Source organism: Bradyrhizobium sp. Leo114 (genome assembly GCF_055229415.2).
Map to the genome: position 1 here is coordinate 36,100 of NZ_JBUYEN020000010.1, position 15,856 is coordinate 51,955.

At 61.9% G+C, this 15,856-nt stretch carries 26 protein-coding genes; 14 read left to right on the forward strand and 12 right to left on the reverse strand.

Annotated elements, in window-relative coordinates:
* Position 1: 1 nt before the first annotated feature.
* Genes ACZIRK_RS14035 through ACZIRK_RS14055 form a run of 5 tightly spaced genes read right to left on the reverse strand, consistent with a single transcriptional unit; the run spans position 2 to position 3,360 of the window.
* Positions 2 to 922, reverse strand: a complete 921-nt coding sequence (locus ACZIRK_RS14035) for a recombinase RecT (protein WP_463327482.1) — start codon at positions 920 to 922, stop codon at positions 2 to 4.
* Positions 922 to 1,671, reverse strand: a complete 750-nt coding sequence (locus ACZIRK_RS14040; protein WP_463327483.1) for an exonuclease domain-containing protein — start codon at positions 1,669 to 1,671, stop codon at positions 922 to 924. The genes ACZIRK_RS14035 and ACZIRK_RS14040 overlap by 1 nt, the downstream gene beginning before the upstream one ends.
* Positions 1,671 to 1,865, reverse strand: a complete 195-nt coding sequence (locus tag ACZIRK_RS14045; RefSeq protein ID WP_463327484.1) for a hypothetical protein — start codon at positions 1,863 to 1,865, stop codon at positions 1,671 to 1,673. The genes ACZIRK_RS14040 and ACZIRK_RS14045 overlap by 1 nt, the downstream gene beginning before the upstream one ends.
* Positions 1,862 to 2,206 (reverse strand): hypothetical protein, encoded by a 345-nt coding sequence (locus ACZIRK_RS14050; protein WP_463327485.1) that lies wholly within the window; start codon positions 2,204 to 2,206, stop codon positions 1,862 to 1,864. Before ACZIRK_RS14050 ends, ACZIRK_RS14045 begins: the two co-directional genes overlap by 4 nt.
* The gene (locus tag ACZIRK_RS14055; RefSeq protein ID WP_463327486.1) at positions 2,203 to 3,360 is read right to left on the reverse strand and encodes a PD-(D/E)XK nuclease-like domain-containing protein; all 1,158 of its coding nucleotides are present in this window, start codon (positions 3,358 to 3,360) and stop codon (positions 2,203 to 2,205) included. The genes ACZIRK_RS14050 and ACZIRK_RS14055 overlap by 4 nt, the downstream gene beginning before the upstream one ends.
* 170 nt (positions 3,361 to 3,530) lie before the next feature.
* Here ACZIRK_RS14055 and ACZIRK_RS14060 point away from each other — a divergent pair, with 170 nt between their 5' ends.
* Positions 3,531 to 4,193, forward strand: coding sequence for a hypothetical protein (locus tag ACZIRK_RS14060; RefSeq protein WP_463327487.1), 663 nt, complete (start codon positions 3,531 to 3,533; stop codon positions 4,191 to 4,193).
* A gap of 28 nt (positions 4,194 to 4,221) precedes the next feature.
* Here the strand turns inward: ACZIRK_RS14060 and ACZIRK_RS14065 are convergent, their stop codons facing one another.
* Positions 4,222 to 4,878 (reverse strand): LexA family transcriptional regulator, encoded by a 657-nt coding sequence (locus ACZIRK_RS14065; RefSeq protein ID WP_130226963.1) that lies wholly within the window; start codon positions 4,876 to 4,878, stop codon positions 4,222 to 4,224.
* A gap of 129 nt (positions 4,879 to 5,007) precedes the next feature.
* On the opposite strand from ACZIRK_RS14065, the gene ACZIRK_RS14070 reads away from it, so the two are divergent.
* From ACZIRK_RS14070 to ACZIRK_RS14130, 13 genes are all read left to right on the forward strand, one after another.
* Positions 5,008 to 5,331, forward strand: coding sequence for a hypothetical protein (locus ACZIRK_RS14070; protein WP_130226964.1), 324 nt, complete (start codon positions 5,008 to 5,010; stop codon positions 5,329 to 5,331).
* A gap of 80 nt (positions 5,332 to 5,411) precedes the next feature.
* Positions 5,412 to 5,855, forward strand: a complete 444-nt coding sequence (locus ACZIRK_RS14075; RefSeq protein WP_463327488.1) for a hypothetical protein — start codon at positions 5,412 to 5,414, stop codon at positions 5,853 to 5,855.
* Between the two features lie 40 nt (positions 5,856 to 5,895).
* A complete protein-coding gene (locus tag ACZIRK_RS14080) occupies positions 5,896 to 6,288 on the forward strand; it encodes a hypothetical protein (protein ID WP_463327489.1) in 393 nt (130 codons plus the stop codon).
* Entirely contained in the window at positions 6,288 to 6,830 is a 543-nt protein-coding gene (locus ACZIRK_RS14085) for a hypothetical protein (RefSeq protein WP_463327490.1), read from the forward strand. Before ACZIRK_RS14080 ends, ACZIRK_RS14085 begins: the two co-directional genes overlap by 1 nt.
* On the forward strand, positions 6,827 to 7,156 hold the full coding sequence (locus ACZIRK_RS14090; RefSeq protein WP_130226968.1) for a hypothetical protein: 330 nt from the start codon (positions 6,827 to 6,829) through the stop codon (positions 7,154 to 7,156). Before ACZIRK_RS14085 ends, ACZIRK_RS14090 begins: the two co-directional genes overlap by 4 nt.
* A complete protein-coding gene (locus tag ACZIRK_RS14095) occupies positions 7,156 to 7,830 on the forward strand; it encodes a DNA methyltransferase family protein (protein ID WP_463327491.1) in 675 nt (224 codons plus the stop codon). The genes ACZIRK_RS14090 and ACZIRK_RS14095 overlap by 1 nt, the downstream gene beginning before the upstream one ends.
* A gap of 2 nt (positions 7,831 to 7,832) precedes the next feature.
* Positions 7,833 to 8,273 (forward strand): hypothetical protein, encoded by a 441-nt coding sequence (locus ACZIRK_RS14100; protein ID WP_130226970.1) that lies wholly within the window; start codon positions 7,833 to 7,835, stop codon positions 8,271 to 8,273.
* A gap of 1 nt (position 8,274) precedes the next feature.
* The gene (locus tag ACZIRK_RS14105; protein ID WP_130226971.1) at positions 8,275 to 8,505 is read left to right on the forward strand and encodes a hypothetical protein; all 231 of its coding nucleotides are present in this window, start codon (positions 8,275 to 8,277) and stop codon (positions 8,503 to 8,505) included.
* A complete protein-coding gene (locus tag ACZIRK_RS14110) occupies positions 8,502 to 9,614 on the forward strand; it encodes a DUF7146 domain-containing protein (RefSeq protein ID WP_463327492.1) in 1,113 nt (370 codons plus the stop codon). The genes ACZIRK_RS14105 and ACZIRK_RS14110 overlap by 4 nt, the downstream gene beginning before the upstream one ends.
* Entirely contained in the window at positions 9,611 to 9,940 is a 330-nt protein-coding gene (locus ACZIRK_RS14115) for a TSCPD domain-containing protein (protein ID WP_130226973.1), read from the forward strand. Before ACZIRK_RS14110 ends, ACZIRK_RS14115 begins: the two co-directional genes overlap by 4 nt.
* Positions 9,924 to 11,060, forward strand: coding sequence for an AAA family ATPase (locus ACZIRK_RS14120; RefSeq protein WP_463327493.1), 1,137 nt, complete (start codon positions 9,924 to 9,926; stop codon positions 11,058 to 11,060). The genes ACZIRK_RS14115 and ACZIRK_RS14120 overlap by 17 nt, the downstream gene beginning before the upstream one ends.
* A 1-nt stretch (position 11,061) precedes the next feature.
* Positions 11,062 to 11,712: a hypothetical protein gene (locus ACZIRK_RS14125; protein ID WP_474418029.1), complete on the forward strand. Its 651-nt coding sequence runs from the start codon at positions 11,062 to 11,064 to the stop codon at positions 11,710 to 11,712.
* 112 nt (positions 11,713 to 11,824) lie between these two features.
* The gene (locus ACZIRK_RS14130; protein ID WP_463327495.1) at positions 11,825 to 12,628 is read left to right on the forward strand and encodes a CPBP family intramembrane glutamic endopeptidase; all 804 of its coding nucleotides are present in this window, start codon (positions 11,825 to 11,827) and stop codon (positions 12,626 to 12,628) included.
* 118 nt (positions 12,629 to 12,746) lie between these two features.
* Here ACZIRK_RS14130 and ACZIRK_RS14135 read toward each other — a convergent pair whose 3' ends face one another.
* The 6 genes from ACZIRK_RS14135 to ACZIRK_RS14160 all read right to left on the reverse strand — a co-directional run bounded on the left by ACZIRK_RS14135 (position 12,747) and on the right by ACZIRK_RS14160 (position 15,813).
* Complete coding sequence (locus ACZIRK_RS14135; protein WP_463327496.1) at positions 12,747 to 13,904, reverse strand: DUF932 domain-containing protein; 1,158 nt, start codon at positions 13,902 to 13,904, stop codon at positions 12,747 to 12,749.
* Positions 13,905 to 14,186: 282 nt separating this feature from the next.
* A complete protein-coding gene (locus tag ACZIRK_RS14140) occupies positions 14,187 to 14,630 on the reverse strand; it encodes a hypothetical protein (protein WP_130226979.1) in 444 nt (147 codons plus the stop codon).
* A gap of 93 nt (positions 14,631 to 14,723) precedes the next feature.
* The gene (locus ACZIRK_RS14145) at positions 14,724 to 14,963 is read right to left on the reverse strand and encodes a hypothetical protein (RefSeq protein ID WP_463327497.1); all 240 of its coding nucleotides are present in this window, start codon (positions 14,961 to 14,963) and stop codon (positions 14,724 to 14,726) included.
* A gap of 89 nt (positions 14,964 to 15,052) precedes the next feature.
* A complete protein-coding gene (locus ACZIRK_RS14150; RefSeq protein ID WP_463327498.1) occupies positions 15,053 to 15,268 on the reverse strand; it encodes a hypothetical protein in 216 nt (71 codons plus the stop codon).
* An 80-nt stretch (positions 15,269 to 15,348) separates the two neighbouring features.
* On the reverse strand, positions 15,349 to 15,555 hold the full coding sequence (locus tag ACZIRK_RS14155) for a hypothetical protein (RefSeq protein WP_463327499.1): 207 nt from the start codon (positions 15,553 to 15,555) through the stop codon (positions 15,349 to 15,351).
* A gap of 27 nt (positions 15,556 to 15,582) precedes the next feature.
* Complete coding sequence (locus ACZIRK_RS14160) at positions 15,583 to 15,813, reverse strand: DUF5983 family protein (protein WP_463327500.1); 231 nt, start codon at positions 15,811 to 15,813, stop codon at positions 15,583 to 15,585.
* Between the last annotated feature and the right edge of the window lie 43 nt (positions 15,814 to 15,856).

The window sequence follows — 15,856 nt, forward strand, 5'->3', positions numbered from 1 at the left end:
GTCAGCCCTCCCGGAATGAGCGGGAGAACTTCAGCGCTTCCTCGACCGGGATTTGACCGCGCACGCGCTTGAGGTGGACGGCGTAGAGGTCGCGGATGTCATTGCGGTCCTCGTCCTTGAGCAGGTCGATCTCGCCCTGGAAGGTCAGCTGAATTGCCTTGCACTCATCCTCGTTGCTGCAGCCCTCCAGCTTGTAGGCGAGGCGGGCACCTAGCGGCGCGGCCGGCGACGGCTCGTCGTCGTCCGAGATCGGATCGTCGTCGAGCACGTCGCCCTGACGGTGATCGATCGCGGCGATCCTGTCGGCGTCGGTGATGCCGCCGTACTGGATTTCCTCGGGCGTGTAGGCGCCGGTCAGCACCTCCGGAATCCACAGCCGGCCCCATGCGCGCACCGTGAAGTAATGAAACTGGGTGCGTGGGTCCGAGTGCCAGAGCGGCGAGTTCTTGACCTTGATGTCCTTGAACTTCGGCGAGGTGTAGACCCGGCGGATGCCGGCCTTGTTCTCCGGGTTCTTGCTCTTCACCATCGCCACGACGGTGCAGACCAGATCGGGGCCTTCACCGTCATAGGTGACCTCGATGTCCGAGAGCACGTGCGGCGTCATGTTGATGACGGCGTTGATGATCTTGCCGGAGTAGGCGACGATGCCGTTGTTGACGATGTAGGCCTCGGCGGCGAGATCGAACGGCAGGAAGCCCCAGTGCGCGGCCTTCTGGATCACCGAGTAGCAGGCACCGACGTTGCGGCGGAAGGCGGGCGAGACCGCGTTGCCGCTCTCGGCCATCACCTTGGCGAGTTGCAGCGCCTCGGTGGCGTTGCGCGGCATCAAGGCAATGTTGCTCGGGTTGACGATGGCAAGTTCCTTGTTCTCGCCCTCGATCGTGCGCTCCGCGACTGCGGTGCTTTGCTTGCGAGCCATCAGACAGTTCCTTTCGTGCGCTCGTGATAGTGGGCCTTCGCGGTGAACTTGGTGTCCTCGTCCATCTCGTCGGCCTTGAAGATGATCCATTCGAGATAATCGAGCGGGACCGCAGTCCACTCTTTGCCCTTGTGCTTGCCGAACCGGATTGGGCCGTGCAGCAGCACCGGCTCCGCGCTCCATTTGACGAAGAAGTCCATGACGCGCTCGATCGGGTGACCGCGGTCGAGCGCGACCTGCACCTGCTTTAAGAAGATGTGCGCCGTCACCCACGTGTCGGGGCCGGCGCGATGCGGCGGCATCGCCCATTCCGTGAATGAGGCGCCCATGATGCCGTCGAGGTCGAGCATGTAGCGCAGCGTCTGGTTCTTGTGGTTGGGCGCGTCGGGCCACAGCCGGCAGGCGACCTTGCGGGTGCAGATCCAGCGAATGCCCTCGGGGTCGAAGAACCTGCGCTCGAACTCCGCATGATGCGCCACGAACACGTCGGGGGTGTTGATGTTGTCGCGGACGAGGTGCCGCTGCCAGTCGAACTCGAAATAGCCGCGCAGTCTGATCTCCTCGTCGGTGATGTGATGGACGCCGCGGGCGATCGGCGAGATCGGCATGCCGGGATCGACGAAGCCGGCAACCGGGGGCGAGACATGGCCGTCACGGCTGAAGTCGATGTCCGTGTAGGCAAATTCCAGCACGGCATCGTTCTTCTCGTCGCCGGTCGCCGTCTCGAAGTCGATCACGCGAGCGAGCATCAGATCAGTTCCTTGTCGATCGCCATCCGCTCGGGCAGGGTGATGTTGGCCTTGCCGAACTCGTCGCCGGAGTTGAACTCGACCACGGCGGCGTCGCGGTCGCCGTCCGTTGAGACCAGCAGCGCTTTCAGCGATCCGTCGCCGTTGCGGGTGACGTGGTGGACCATCACGTCGATGTCGGTCAGCCGGCTCATGACGTGTAGCCCCGCGCCTGATCGATGCCCGAAACCATCGCTTCGCGAAGCTCGAACTCCGTCATCTTGTGGTCCTTGGTCATCGTCACCGACAGCGCTTCAGTGAGGCCGGCGACTGCCTGGGCGATGTTGTGCAGGGCGTGCTCTTTGCAGCACCTCGAACCGCAGGCGACCGACACAGCGGTGAGCCGCACCGCTGCCCCGCAAATGATCGACCGGATGTCGTCCTCGTTCAGTCCCTGTGCGGCGGCAATCCGGCCGAGAAGGAATTCCATGGCGTGATTGGCGACCCGCGCAGCGGCGTCGGTGTTCTCATAGTAGCGATCGTCCTGGGCGCTCATGCGGTGCCAATTCCCATCCAAGAGGGCAGATCTTCTGAGGTGAGATTGTGCGCTTCGGAGACATCGACCCAGATGTCCGTGCCGAACACGTCGAGGTGCTGGCGATAGCGCTCCAGCGCGAGGCGAATTTCGCGCTCGGCACTCTCGTGGTAGTCGGCCTCGGGGAAGTAATCGATGCGCTTGGCGATCGGCGCGTTTTCGGCGTGATAGAAAATCCAGACGTAGCGAAACTCGCGGGCATCGTGCAGGCGCTTGAGCCACGACTTCGACACCTGACCGAACACCTTGCCTTCGTCGATCAGGCGAGGGATTTGCCGGCGGCCCTCGATGTAGTGCGCGGCCTGAATGTCATAGCGGTGCCCTGCGATGGCCAGAAAGATCGCGATGTCCATCGGCTTGTCGCGCCAGTTGCGGAATGACTTCAGGTCGACCACCGCCTTGAAGCGCAGATAGTCGAAGCGCGCCTTGAGGCGAACGCCCTTGTGCGTCCAGAACACCGAAACCTCGGGATAGCCGTTGGTGAAGGCGTTGGCGCATGAGGGGTTCTTGGTGATCATCATCGAGGACAGCGACACTGAGTCGTAGACCTCTGGCTTGAGCACGAGGCGGCCCTCGGCCAAGACCTCGGCCTTGGCCACGATCTCGTCCCAGACCGGTGCATCGGGATCGGCCGCCAGCACGCGCTTGACCAGCGCGTCCTTGTTGCCGGTGGTGGCGCAGCCGCGCAGCTGGAGCCACTTCTTCATGTGCTCCATCGTCACCATCAGGTTGGGGAAGTCGGCCTTCGCCGGCCCGCGGTGGTAGCGCTCCTCGAACGCCTTGCGGCCCTCGCAGATCAGGACGTGGAAGGCAGTGCCCCACGTCGAGTAGTCGGTCTCGCTGCGCTCGCGCAGCGGGTTCATCCACGATTCCCACCAGTATTGGCCTGGATGGATCAACAGGTTGCGGATGTCGGTCGAGCCGAGGGCGGCGTCGTTGTGGTACTCGTCGGCGTCCATGCCAAAATACACCCCGTCCGGGTGCTCGCGGATGATCTCCGGGGCTTCCTGCTCAGGGGCGAGTGGAGCGGTTTCGATGGTGGAGACGGCGTCCTCGGACATGGCTAATTTCCTCCCGACGCGCGGAAGATAGGAGGAAATTTCCGCCAGCGTCAAGCAGAAAAGTGGAAAAAGGGATGGAAAATCCCCTTGACGAAATCCACCCACAGGACGAGGACGTCGAAAAAGAAACCCCCCGAAGCGGTTCCAGGCTTCGAGGGGATTATGATCCGGGTGAGCGGTTCGGGTTTGCCAGCCAGCTGCGCCCACGCCGTAAGGAGTGATCGATGTTGTATAGGCCCAACGGGAAGAGCGCAAGATGTTGTGATGGTCCTGCGGTGATCCTGGACTGTTCCGGCCCTGACAGCCACAACGTCAGCCGGGAATGGGCGCATCTGGTGATGGGCGCCTTCGGGACCCACGCGCGTGTGCTCAAGCTGGTCATCGCCCTGAAAGACCTGATCGCCCGCTACGGCTACGCCAATGCCGGAAACGAATACCTGGCTGACTATTGCCACCTCGACGCGAGGGCGGTGGAACGCGGGCTCGCGGACATGGAGCGAGCCGGGTTCATCGTTCGAAAGCGCCAGAGGCGGCAGCGGAACATCTATCCATCGCTGCCACCGGACACCGGCTGCGATAGCCGGGTATCCTTCCTCGAAGATGACGAGTTACCCGGCTGCGACAGCCGGTCAGTATCCGGTCGCCACAGCCGGGTAATACCCGGTCACGGTGACCGGTCTAATCCGGCTATGGCAGCCGGGTATACCCGGTCACCACAGCCGGTCATAAGGGATTCTAAGGGGCCGGCGGCTTCGCCGCCCGGCCCTATTGAAGGAGAAGAGGAAGGAGACGAAACGCCAGAGTGGATGAAGGAACCTTCAATTCCGAAAACGAGGCATCACGCCTGCGACTATATGGACTTCGACCAGTGGCCGTTTGGGGACTGAGACGCGCGCCATGGGCGCGCTCCAAGGATCATTTTTCGATCAAATAGACCGGATGAATGCTGATGATCTCGGATCGCTTGAAGGTGGTTTTCTTCGGCGGGTTCAGTTGCTGAACTACAGCGCCTGATTCGGTGAGGGAAACGTATTCTCGGATGTAGCCGGTGACGATGTCCTGCCTATTTTGGATCTTGAGCACAACGTCGTCCCCACGACGGGGCGACCGGGACGGATCGACGTAGACAACGTTGGAAGGGTGAAGCCTCGGCTCCATGACGTCTCCCGAGACCATCACGGCATAGGGGTCAACCACCGTGGTAAGCTTTGGCGGACAAGGGACATTGGCGATCTCGGTGAACGAAAAGCTGCCGTCGATGTCAGGTACCGCCTGTCCGTAGAGCGGAATCATCTTGGTAAAATTCCGGACCTGCAGATCGGAGGCGTGCGGCATTGCCCGCGGCACGGCGAAGGAGGTGCCCGAGCGACCATTCAGCCATTCCAGGCTAACCTCGAGAATTTCAGCGGCCTGTGCCAGCGCGTCGTTGCCGACGCTGCGCTTCTTGCCTTTGAGAAAATCGCGGAAGTAGGTACGATCGCGGCCGATCTGGACCGCCAATTCGGTGGGGTTGGTCTGCTTTTTCTCGATCGCCTCCTTAAGACGCTCTTTCAGCAAATCATTAGTGATCATTTCAGATTGAGCCTCAGCCGGTTGCGAGTTGGTTGGGGGTATTTTACCCCATGGTTCCCCGTCAAACGAGGCGGAAATATCCGCCTTTCCGCTTGACTAGGGGGATGGAAATGTGCATCGATCCGCCTCATGGCGAACAAGCGAAATCCCCAAACAATCGGCCAGCCGAAGCTGGACCCAGCTACGTCTCCTCGCGTCGAGAAGCCGGGCGACCAGTTACGGCTGCAGGTAATTGCCGAGATCGAGCGCGTGGCCAATCTCGTTGGCCAGTCGCCGGGCACCATTTGCGCCAAGGCGATGAACGACAAATCCATCCACAAGACGCTCGTGAACCGCGAGCGATCGATGTCAATGGAGAGCGTTGACCGGCTGTTTGCTGCGTTGCGTAACATTGAAACCCAACACCTTCAGAAGCTCAACGACCAACTCGGTCGTACCGAGGCCGCAGTCTAATCCCGGACGTGCGGCCTTTGTCGCGTTTGGCGGCAAATAACCTATAGACGGGAAAGTACATGAGTGTCCGCAAACCCCTGTTGCATATCGATGTCGAAGAGGCTCAGGCGATCGCCGACAAGCTGTTGAGGATGGAAAGCACTGGTCCCAACCAGACTCAGAAAACGATGCGTCGCATCGAGGAGCGCGGCGGGCCGTCCTACAGCTTCCTTTGGAATCTGCGCTACCGGCCCAGGAAGGAAATTCTCCGTAAGCCGTGGCTGGTGATGGTCGAGTTCTATCGGGCGGCGTGCATCAGCCAGCTGAAGAAGCTCGAGGCGGAGATCAAATACACGGAGGAATTGCTTGCTCTGGCTGAGGATCACACTGCACCGGCTCGCGCTCTGGTTCAGGAGGCGAGGACGACGCTCAACATCGACGAGGTAAATCATGGCGCGAAAGAAAAACAGTCAACCATCATCCGATCAGCAGCCAGCCGCTACACCGGACCTGAGCGAAGGCAGGTTCTTCGAACTTCTCCGTGAGGTCGAAAGCGCCGAGCGGCAGAAGGATCAGGCCGTCGCCTTGGTGCGCACCGCGCGCAAGCGTACCAAGGAAGAGGGCGGGATTGACCTGAAAGCTTTCGATTTCGTGCGCAAGCATCTGTCGGGCTACACCGAAGCCGAGCTTATCGGTTTCGGCAATTCGATCATCCTGTACGCGAAGTACCTGCGGGTGCCGGTGTTCCAGAACCTGCAGCTGTTTCCGATCAAAGAACCCTCCGAGGATGACAAGCTGGGACAGGCCGCGGCGCGCGGTCAGGTCGCCGCCCGGCGCGGCGATTCCGCCGAGCAGAATCCGTGGACGCTCGACAACCCGCTCGGCCAGGAATGGGCACGCGCGCATGCCGAGACTCAGGCACAGATGCTGCAGGAGGGCATCAAGCCGCTACCAGAGGACCGCGGGACCGCGCATTGATGTTCAAGGCGCTCGACCCCTCTCGCTTCACTGGATGGGCCGTGTGGGAAGCCACCGGACCGCGGTCGGGCGTGTTCAACCTCAACGCTGACAGCGAGCCCGCGATCTACTCGCGGGCCGAGACGCTGATCGGCGATTTCGTCCAGCCGGGCGACATCGTCGGCGTCGAGGCGCCGCTGCTGCCGGCGGGCATGTCGATCCAGTCGCGTCAGATCCTGCTCGGGGTCAGGGCAATAATCTTTGCGACCATCTTCAAGCGGCAGGCGCGGGTGATCGAGATCGAGCCGGCGCGCTGGCGTTCCAAGATATTGGGGTTGACGCAGGCGCCCAAGCATATCGGGCAGGGCCTATCGAAATCCAAAAAGACCGCAGTTCGCCGGGCGTGGCTCAAGCGGCGCGCGATCGACGAGGTTGCAGCGCGGGGGTGGGGCAAGACCACCGACGATCAGGCGGATGCGCTCTGCATTCTTGATTACCTGCGCATGCGGCTCGATCCGGCCTACGTTTCGAGCGACCACAAGCTTCCAGGATTTGCAGCATGAGCATCGGCACCGCGGCCGAGCGGCAGATGTTGCACGAGATGGGCACCAAGCTTTCGGTCCTGAAACCCTCCAGCATCATTGGCGCGGCGAAGAACGACCTTGCGCTGCGCGATCGCAAGCGCAATGCCGAGTTCATCGATGACGAATTGCAGCGTGAGCACTACGCCTTCCATCGCAGGCATGTCGCCAAGGCCGCTTCCGTGGCCGAACTGCTGCAAAAGGCGATCGATGAGCGGGCGATCGGGCTTTCAAGTGGCAAGTTCAATACCCGCATGATCTACGAGAACACCCCGCTCTTGCGCGCGGCACTGGCGGAGATCGCCTGATGGTCCAGCGCGGCGCCAATCACCTCCGTCAAGATCGTGAATTCTACCGGACCCCGCCCAAGCCAACCTACACCGTGATGAACATGGTTCAGTTCGGTCCAAGGCTGTGCGATCCCTGCTGCGGCGATGGCGCGATGCTCAGGGTGTTCTGCGAGCGCGGCCACGAGGCGTTCGGCGCGGACATTCATCCCGTCGGCGTGCCGCAGGCCAAGACCTGCGATTTTCTCGCCGATCCGTTCCCATGGGGCATCACCTGCGACATCATCACCAATCCGCCCTACGGGCAGCGCGGTGCGCTCGCCGTGAAGTTCATCGAGCGGGCGCTTCAACTGACGAAGCCATGGCGTGGCAAGGTGGCGATGCTGCTGCCGGTCGACTTCGACAGCGCAGTGACGCGCTCGCATCTGTTTGGCGATCATCCTGCCTATGCGCTCAAGGTTACGTTGCTCTATCGCATCAAGTGGTTCGATGGGCCGGCGATCTGCAAGAAGTGCAACGGCACCGGCAAGATCATCGGTGCGACCGGCATCGAGGGCATCGATGCCGTGCAGGAGTGCCCGCGCTGCGACGGTCTGGGTGAGAAGGATATGTCGCCGGCCGAGAACCATGCGTGGTTCGTCTGGGATTGGAAGTCGCCGGGCATGCGTCCCGTCATCAAGTACGCCGGAGCCTGAAGATGCGGCATTACCGCAAGATCAAGGCCGCCGCAGGCGACAATGATACCGAAGTCCGCCGGATGCTGGCCGAGATCGGCATCCGTCTGTTGCCGTACCCGAAGGAACGGCTCGCGCCCAACGAGACGTTTTCAATAACCACGATCAAGCGGGTTCATGCGCTGTACGGTACGAGGCTGGTGACCGTCGGGCTGCAGAGCCTTGTCGCGACCGGCAAGGCGGGCGAGCTTCGCGGCGACAACATCAAAGCGACCTGCGAGATCGTTCGCGCCTTCCCCCGATGGGTGACGGAGGACGATCGGAGCGGATTCGTGTCGGCGCTGTCCAAGATCGATTTTGACGAGATTCGCGAGCGCGCCCGCTTCCACAACTGCAAGCGATGGTTCGCGATCACCATGTTGCTGGTCGAGCGGCTGACCTTGATGTTGGGCAAGGGGGTCTGATGTGCGCCTTACCTGCTGCGTGCCGTACTGCAAGCGCACCACCGATCGACCGTTCGATGAATGGTTGTGCGGCAAGCACTGGCCGCTGGTCGACAAGAAGGCGCGTCGCGTCTACGGGCGCCGGGCCAGGGTCTGGCGTCGCTACCACCGGCACAGTGACGGCGAAGCCGCGTGCCGGCTGTGGCGGTGGATCAAGCGGCAGGCCATCGAACGTGCGGCGGGAATCTCATGACACGCGACCAATTCGACCGGATCGACATCGAGAACGCCAAGGCGCGCGAGCGATTGAGCGATGTGTTCGAGAAGCTTGGGATCAAGGTGAAGGGCAAGATGTGTCTGTGCCCGTTTCACATCGAAAAGACGCCCAGCTGCAAGGTCGATGATCGCAAGGGCCGTTATGAGTGCTTCGCCTGCGGCGAGTGGGGCGACCATTTCGATATCCTGCAGCACATGCGCGGGCTCTCGTTCGTCGAGGCGGTCGAGGAACTTGGCGGCGTCCGTCCAGCTACGCCAGAGGAGCGCAGGAAGATTGAGGAGCGTCAGGTCGAGATCGAGAAGGAGGATGCGGAGGAAGCCAAGCGCAAGGCGTCCAGGGTCCAGCAACTGGTGGCGGACGCGCAGGACTGGCGCGAGACCCTGGTCGAGCAGTATCTGGCGAACCGCGGTATCGTGCTTGGTGGCGGCTTCGGCCTTGACCTGAAATTTGCGCCCAGGCTCGGCTATTACGGGTTTGCCGATGCGCAGGCCGAGGAGATCAAGCTGCTCGGCGAGTATCCGGCGATGCTCGGCAAGATCCGCGACGAGCGCGGCGCCGTCATCGGGGTCCATCGTACCTATCTCGATCCTGCCGGCGTCAAGCTCGTCCCTCCCGGCGACGCCAAGCGCAACAAGGCCAAGAAAATCACCGGGGACATGCGCGGTGGCCTGATCTGGCTGACGCGCGCTTCGGTCCATCTGGGAATGGGGGAGGGGATCGAGACCACGTTCTCGTGGTATCTGCTCGGCGGCGGCGAGGCGATCGGCTGGGACGCGGAGGCAACCTCGCTGGCGGCCGGGGTGTCGGTGTCGAACATTTCGGGCCGCTGCACCGGGCGCATCCGTCATCCGCGCAATCCGGCCAAGACCATCCCGAACGGAATCCCAGACCTGAACCAGCCTGGAATCGTGCTGCCCAAGACGGTTCACAGCGTTGCCTTGCTGGGCGATGGCGACAGCGACGAATGGGCGACGCGCCAGTGCCTGGTCGCCGGCGGCAACCGCTTCAAGCATCAGGGAGTCGATGTGTTCGTTTCGATGGCCGATGCCGGCGTCGACTTCAACGACATGCTGGTGAGGCCATGAGAAAACCGTTGCCGAACCGCCGCGCCTCGGAGACCTTTTCATTCCGCTTCCAGAACCTGGACTACACGGTCACCATGGGTTTTTACGATGACCTCGTCACTATCGGCGAGCTGTTCATCAACGGCGCCAAATCCGGGGCGCAGGTCGAGGCGATTGCGCGCGACGGCGCGATCCTGGCGAGCCTTGCGATCCAGCACGGCGTTCCGCTTGAGACGATTTCACATGCCGTCACACGTGACGGCCGCGGCGAGCCACAGACCATCGTCGGCGCGATCATCGACGGCCTGATTTCCGAAAAGCAGCAGGACGATGAACGCACTGCCTAACGTCACCTCGTTCGCGGCCTTCGCCAAGGAAACCTCGGCGATGGTGAGCCCGCCGCCGTTTGGGGCGATGTGGTTTTCGCAAGCAGTCAAGGACCTGCCGCCGCAGAAGTGGCTGATCGACCGGATCATGCCGGAGGATGCGCTGGTGATCCTGCATGGGCCGCATGGGGTGGCCAAGACCTTTGTTTCGCTCGACATGGACATCAGGATCGCGATTGGCGAGGACTGGCGCGGCCATCGGGTCTCGAAGGGCGGGGTGGTTTACGTCGCGGCCGAGGGCCGGGCGGGACTGCGCAAGCGGCTGAAGGCCTGGAGCGATCACTATGGTGATCCCGGCAACATCCCGTTTGTGCTGATGACCGAGCGCGTCAATCTCCTGGACGAGGACGAGGTCAAGCACTTCATTGAGACCATCAAGCGCGTCAATGCGCGGATGGAGATGATGGGCACCCCGTTGCGCAAGATCACCTTCGACACGCTGGCGCGCTGCATGCCGCGCGGCAACGAGAACAGCCACGAGCACATGGGGGCGCTGGTCGACAACGTCGATCGGATCAGGCGCTCGGTCGGCTCGGTGACGGCGATGTTCTGTCACCATTCCGGCAAGGATCAGACGCGGGGGCCGCGCGGCCATACCGGCGTGCCTGCGGCGGCCGACACCATGATCGAACTGTCAAAGGATGGCAGCCGGCTGATCACCGCCAAGGTCTCCAAGCAGAAGGACGAGGAGGACTCGGCCAAGATCCATTTCCGTCTCAAGCGGCTGGTGATCGGAAAAAATCAGTGGGGCGAGGACGCGACCTCGTGCGTTGCGATCGAGGGCGAGAGCGACAGCTACACGCACCGGGACAAGCCGACGATCCGCGGCCCGGCGAAGATCGCCTACGATATTCTGACGCAGTGCGTCCTCGACTACGGCAAGGACGCTCCAACCACCAGCGTGCCGCGCGGCTGCAAGGCGGTGGGTTGGCGGCAATGGCGCGAGGCCTGCTTCCGGTTGGGCCTGACGATGACGGAGGACGAACATGCAAAAAACAAGGCCTTCATTAATGCAGCCCGGCACCTCAAAGAGAAGCAATGGATTGGCGTCTCCGACCCCTGGGTGTGGCAGGCTCGCTGAGGTGTGGACCGCCGAGCATGTCCTGATGCGGTTTCTGGAGGCGGCCGATACTGACCGCCGCTTGCCGCGGGTGCATGGCCCGAAGCCACCGCGCTCGGCGAAGCTCGAGATTTTGCACGACAGCGATTTCGATGCGAACTCGCAGGAGGGCACTCGCGACAAGACGGCATGGGCCGGCTTTAAGCTGCGCACCCCGCCGACGGGATGGGCGATCTCGCGACACGACGAATGCCTGAACTGGTCCTTGACGCTTGACCCGAAGCTGTCATCGGCGCTTTGGTTGTTCTGTTTCGCCCGTGTGGATGGGCGCGCGGCGCAAAAATACTGGAAGCGTGGCGGCATCTCGAATCGAACGGGATACCGGCGTTTGGAGCAGGGAATTCGGGCGCTTGTCGGCTATCTCACTAACAACGACGTTTTGTTAGTGCCGGCGGACCTTGACCGTTTGGCACAGATTGGGCTTACTCCACGCCATCCCGATGCAACGTCGCCCATTGCGTCCTCGCCGAGCTGGCGGGCTCCTGACGCTGTCTATGGCGATACGATCCCCGACGAGGTGGTGACCGCTGGTGGCATCCGGCTTGCCGCGATCCCGTATCCGACGCGGCGCTCAAAGCGCGTCAAACGGCGCAAAAAAAAGTCCCGACGGTGAGCCTGGGCCGCTCGTACTCTTAGCCAGCGTTCTTCCCCCAATCGTCCGGGACGACTGGATCACCCGCAATGGTTATTGTACGGTCAGGCGCGCAGAGCTGGGTCATGATCGCATGTCGCAAACCGAGGGTTCGCCCGTCAGCCTGAACGTCATTTCTCGCCACGGTTTCGAATGGCGTCATAGCATTGTAACTTTGATGCTGGTCCTGGCGCCTATGGCGCTGGCCGTCATTGTGATGAGCATCGGACTTGCCGCGTGGGCGACGTGGCTCGTCGTACACGGCGCGCCCGCTGAGCTGCCGGCTGGACCTAGCATTAGGCTTTATGGCCTGTTGTCATACGCGGTCGGCAGTTGGCTCGCTGTAGTATTGGTCTGGACGACCCACCAGGCTTCGCGCTCTGACGTGTTCAAATTTCGTAGACTGAGACTCCCCGCCTTCGCTGCGAGCCTCATTGGCTTCGGGATCGTCACGTTCGGCGTGCCCGTCGCGACACATTGGTTAACTAGCGTAACTGGCAATCGAAGTCAGGATGTCCGGATCGATTTTCATGATGCGAAGTCAGTCGCTATTGTCGTGTTTCTGTTCGTTGTGACAACGCCGGTGACCGAAGAAGTCCTCTACCGTGGCCTTTTGGTATCTTGGCTACGTCGTATTGGTTGGCGGGATTCCAGCATCTTGGCTTTTGGCACCGTGATCTTCGCTGCCAATCACATTATTCCACTCGGACTTGTTTGGGGTGGAGCAATGATCTTGCTGGGCTTGGTAACGTACGCGCTGCGCCTGCGTTACGAATCACTCTCTCCTGCTTGGCTCGCTCACACCCTTTTTAACGCGCAACTTACGCTGTCTTATCCGTTGATGACGTGGCTCGCAAGCCATCTAGTTGTTCGAATCGCTTCCCGCCTAGTGGCATAGCAGACCGAGGAGATCATCCAGTCGATTGCGCTACGCCATTGTTGTGGGTCCATCTTGCGGATGGCGGTCCACACTTCATGTGAGCCGCCACCCATCGCATCCTTGCGGAAAGCCGGTATTACGCCACCTTGTCGAGGATGCGCTTGGCCTCAAGCTCAAGCTCTAGTCGGTCGTCGGTGTTGGCCTCGTTGCGGGCAACGGCTGTGATGCCCTGAGCGAGATCCCAGACGGTGCGGGCCTTGCGGCCTTCCTCGCGCTCGACAGCCTCCATCACTGCTTCGGCCTTCTTGATCGAGAACCTGCGCTCTTTGAGGAAGGCTTTCATATCGTCATCGTCCGAGGCGAGCTTCGCCGCCTTGGCCTTCTCGACGCCATCCTTGAGCTTCTGCACCGAGCCGTCGGCAAACGAGCGAAGCGCGGGCAGGGCGGTCTGAAGGAAGCGGTCGGGCGCCATCTTGGTGTGGCGGATGACGAACTCCTCGAAACCCTCGACGCCCCACATGATGCGGTTGCAGCAGACGGCGCGAAGATAGAACGTGCAAATCTTGCACGCCCGCGCGCCGACCTCCGAGTTCTGGACGTAGAAGCCGCGAAACACGATGTCGTCGTGGCCGTTTTTGGTCTTGCCGATCACGATCGGGTTGAGGTCGTCGACCAGAAAGATGAACACGTCGCGGTCCGAGGCATAGAGCGTGGTGGAATCGATCGTCACACGTGCCCGCGGATCGTAGATGCCGGTGCGCCAGTCCAGCGTGCCGGGAATCTTCCAGCGCTGTTCGCCGGTGCCGTCACCGGCCACCTGCATCGCCGCTTGCACCACCTCCAAATCTGGGATGCGGCCGTAATCCGGGCCGGTCACTGCGCGCAATTCGTGCGGTGTGGCGTAGGTCTTGATGCCATCGACCTTGCGGTTGTAGCGCAGGCCCCAGTTCAGGTTGTCGGCGACCAGCTGCGCCGGCAGCGTCTTGAGATAGGCGCCGGGCGCGGCGGCGAGGTTGGCGATCTGGGCGAACGTCCAGTTCGACAGGGCGAGTTCGAGGTCGTCGTGCAGCACGACGCCGAGCGAGTGGCGGTCGGCCGGGTCCTCGTTGGCGATGATGCCGATGGCTTTCGGGGCCAGGCGTTCCTCCCTCGACGATTCAAAGCGGCCTTTGACCGATTTGAGCAGGTCCGAGAGGTTCAGGTATCGCTCGTCGGCGGGTCTCGCCATCCACTGGCGGGACAGGTCCATGCGGCTTTCGCCGGCGAACACGTTCGGCTTCCAAGGTGCATTCATAGCTTCGTCCTTCCTCTTTGCGCCATTGGCGCGGGTTTTGGGGCGGCAACCCCGTGTGGATGCTAGGCGGGATATTTCCGCCCGGCAAGATAACTTTTTTAGAATTTTAAGATACCCTGCAGGGTAGCAAGGGCTGGAACAGGTTCCGAAATAGCCTGATTTAATGGCCAATTGCCCGGCCTTGCGGGTTCAGGGAGTGGCCTTCCGCTGACTCTTGGCTACTCAGGGTCTGGGAGGAAATAACCACACAGGCGCCCGCCGTAGCGGGCGCCCAGGGTGGGCTTACAGGAAGTCGTGCAGGCAACCCACCGTCTCATACTCGGCCTCCTCGCCTTCATCGATGGCGGCTTGGAGGGCGGCCGAGGTGAAGACCTCGTCGCGCCAGATGTGCAGGGCGGCCGGGAAATGTGGGCCGGTGATCTGCATGTGGCGGTGACAGCCTTCTGGCGATTCGCAGACGCACAGCAGCAGCAGGGTCTTGGTTTGATCCTCCTGCTTAAGCTCCGCAATCCCCTCGCGCGTGACGCGATTGGTGCCGCGATTGCCGAGCCGGTCGCCGCGCCACTCGTAGGCCTCGCCAAGGAGGGCTTCGAGTTGACGACGGCCGAACCCGCTTTTCGCGCGCATCGTCCCGCCACGCACATCGATTACGCGCGCTCCCAGTCTGGATGCGATCAGTTGCAGCCGGGCCGGGGTGAGCGCGTGATAGCCAATCGTGTAGATCATTCGCTTTTCCTATCGACGGGAGACCCCGCCTTCGAAATGATCCCGTCGAGGGGCGGGGGCAAGCCGCCCCCGCACGATCGTCAGGGGCTTGGGTCAGGCCGTGAACCTGATCTTTCTCAATCGGTCGTCATCGTGGATGTAGAGCGTGGCGTGGCCGTCGTTCCAGCGGATGATGGCGTGGCCGTTTTCCTTGGCGAACCGGCTCGCTGCGGCCTGACCGTTGCGCAGGCCGATTTCCCGGCCTGTCCTGCGCCACTCGATGGCAGTACGGCAATAGATGTTGCTCTCCCTGACGTGGTTGAGCGTCACGCCGGCGAAGTTGAATGTTTGCATGTGTTGGTTCCTCTTTGAGTTGCCACCTGGCATGGGCGGGGTGCGAAGCGCACCGTGAATGGGCGGCCCGGCAAGACCGCCCATCTGCGTTACGCTCCGACGATCTTGAGGACGACGTAGGCCGCCTTTGCCTCGCCGCTGAACACCGAACCCTGAGCGGTGTCGATGGCCTCCATCAAGGTCTCGTCCGAGACTTCATCGCACAATGCGCGCGCTTCATCGGCGGAGCACTGTACGATCTGGGACTCGACTTCGCCGCCGTTGATGGCTCGCAGTTCCTTGTCGCTGATCACTCCAGCTTTCATTGGTCAATCCTTCCTCTTTGCTGGTGCAGAAGCGCACCGTGACGCCGCCCGGAGGCGACGCTGCGCTGCGTTTCAGATCGTCAATTCTTGACGCAGAAGTTGCCCGATGCGGTCCAGCCAGATGGGCAGGACCCGGATCGCGGCACCGCCGGCCCCGACTTTGAACTCGTCGGCGTGCAGCAGCCGCCGGAGGCGTGATAGCCGGTCGGGCAGTTCGAACTGGTGGTGGACCGAGGCACCGGCAGCGCCTCGGCGAGGATTATGAGGACGATGGCAAGGGTTGGCATGGTTCTTTCCTTTCTCGGTTGATAGCTTCACCAGTCGTACTGCGGCAGCGCCTCGATCGGCGGGACATCACGATCGAGAATGAGCCAGTCGCAATCATGCTGGTGGGCGAGGCGCATGCGGACGACGAGATCGTCAGGCCACAAGCCCGGTGCCTGGTCGGCGAGCCGGACCATCTCCAGGCCGCCGAGCAACGACTCGATCTCGCGGTCAGTGGGTCTGGTAGGAACCGGGTTCCGCTGGTAAATGTTGCTGGTCACCGTGAGTCTTCGTCCTTCCTCTTTGCGACCAAGGTCGCGGTGA

Bases quoted from the DNA above. Each gene is read 5' to 3' on its own strand.
- ACZIRK_RS14035 (WP_463327482.1), bottom strand. From the start codon at position 922: ATGGCTCGCAAGCAAAGCACCGCAGTCGCGGAGCGCACGATCGAGGGC.
- ACZIRK_RS14040 (WP_463327483.1), bottom strand. From the start codon at position 1,671: ATGCTCGCTCGCGTGATCGACTTCGAGACGGCGACCGGCGACGAGAAG.
- ACZIRK_RS14045 (WP_463327484.1), bottom strand. From the start codon at position 1,865: ATGAGCCGGCTGACCGACATCGACGTGATGGTCCACCACGTCACCCGC.
- ACZIRK_RS14050 (WP_463327485.1), bottom strand. From the start codon at position 2,206: ATGAGCGCCCAGGACGATCGCTACTATGAGAACACCGACGCCGCTGCG.
- ACZIRK_RS14060 (WP_463327487.1), top strand. From the start codon at position 3,531: ATGTTGTATAGGCCCAACGGGAAGAGCGCAAGATGTTGTGATGGTCCT.
- ACZIRK_RS14065 (WP_130226963.1), bottom strand. From the start codon at position 4,878: ATGATCACTAATGATTTGCTGAAAGAGCGTCTTAAGGAGGCGATCGAG.
- ACZIRK_RS14070 (WP_130226964.1), top strand. From the start codon at position 5,008: ATGGCGAACAAGCGAAATCCCCAAACAATCGGCCAGCCGAAGCTGGAC.
- ACZIRK_RS14085 (WP_463327490.1), top strand. From the start codon at position 6,288: ATGTTCAAGGCGCTCGACCCCTCTCGCTTCACTGGATGGGCCGTGTGG.
- ACZIRK_RS14090 (WP_130226968.1), top strand. From the start codon at position 6,827: ATGAGCATCGGCACCGCGGCCGAGCGGCAGATGTTGCACGAGATGGGC.
- ACZIRK_RS14095 (WP_463327491.1), top strand. From the start codon at position 7,156: ATGGTCCAGCGCGGCGCCAATCACCTCCGTCAAGATCGTGAATTCTAC.
- ACZIRK_RS14100 (WP_130226970.1), top strand. From the start codon at position 7,833: ATGCGGCATTACCGCAAGATCAAGGCCGCCGCAGGCGACAATGATACC.
- ACZIRK_RS14110 (WP_463327492.1), top strand. From the start codon at position 8,502: ATGACACGCGACCAATTCGACCGGATCGACATCGAGAACGCCAAGGCG.
- ACZIRK_RS14115 (WP_130226973.1), top strand. From the start codon at position 9,611: ATGAGAAAACCGTTGCCGAACCGCCGCGCCTCGGAGACCTTTTCATTC.
- ACZIRK_RS14120 (WP_463327493.1), top strand. From the start codon at position 9,924: ATGAACGCACTGCCTAACGTCACCTCGTTCGCGGCCTTCGCCAAGGAA.
- ACZIRK_RS14130 (WP_463327495.1), top strand. From the start codon at position 11,825: ATGTCGCAAACCGAGGGTTCGCCCGTCAGCCTGAACGTCATTTCTCGC.
- ACZIRK_RS14135 (WP_463327496.1), bottom strand. From the start codon at position 13,904: ATGAATGCACCTTGGAAGCCGAACGTGTTCGCCGGCGAAAGCCGCATG.
- ACZIRK_RS14140 (WP_130226979.1), bottom strand. From the start codon at position 14,630: ATGATCTACACGATTGGCTATCACGCGCTCACCCCGGCCCGGCTGCAA.
- ACZIRK_RS14145 (WP_463327497.1), bottom strand. From the start codon at position 14,963: ATGCAAACATTCAACTTCGCCGGCGTGACGCTCAACCACGTCAGGGAG.
- ACZIRK_RS14150 (WP_463327498.1), bottom strand. From the start codon at position 15,268: ATGAAAGCTGGAGTGATCAGCGACAAGGAACTGCGAGCCATCAACGGC.
- ACZIRK_RS14155 (WP_463327499.1), bottom strand. From the start codon at position 15,555: ATGCCAACCCTTGCCATCGTCCTCATAATCCTCGCCGAGGCGCTGCCG.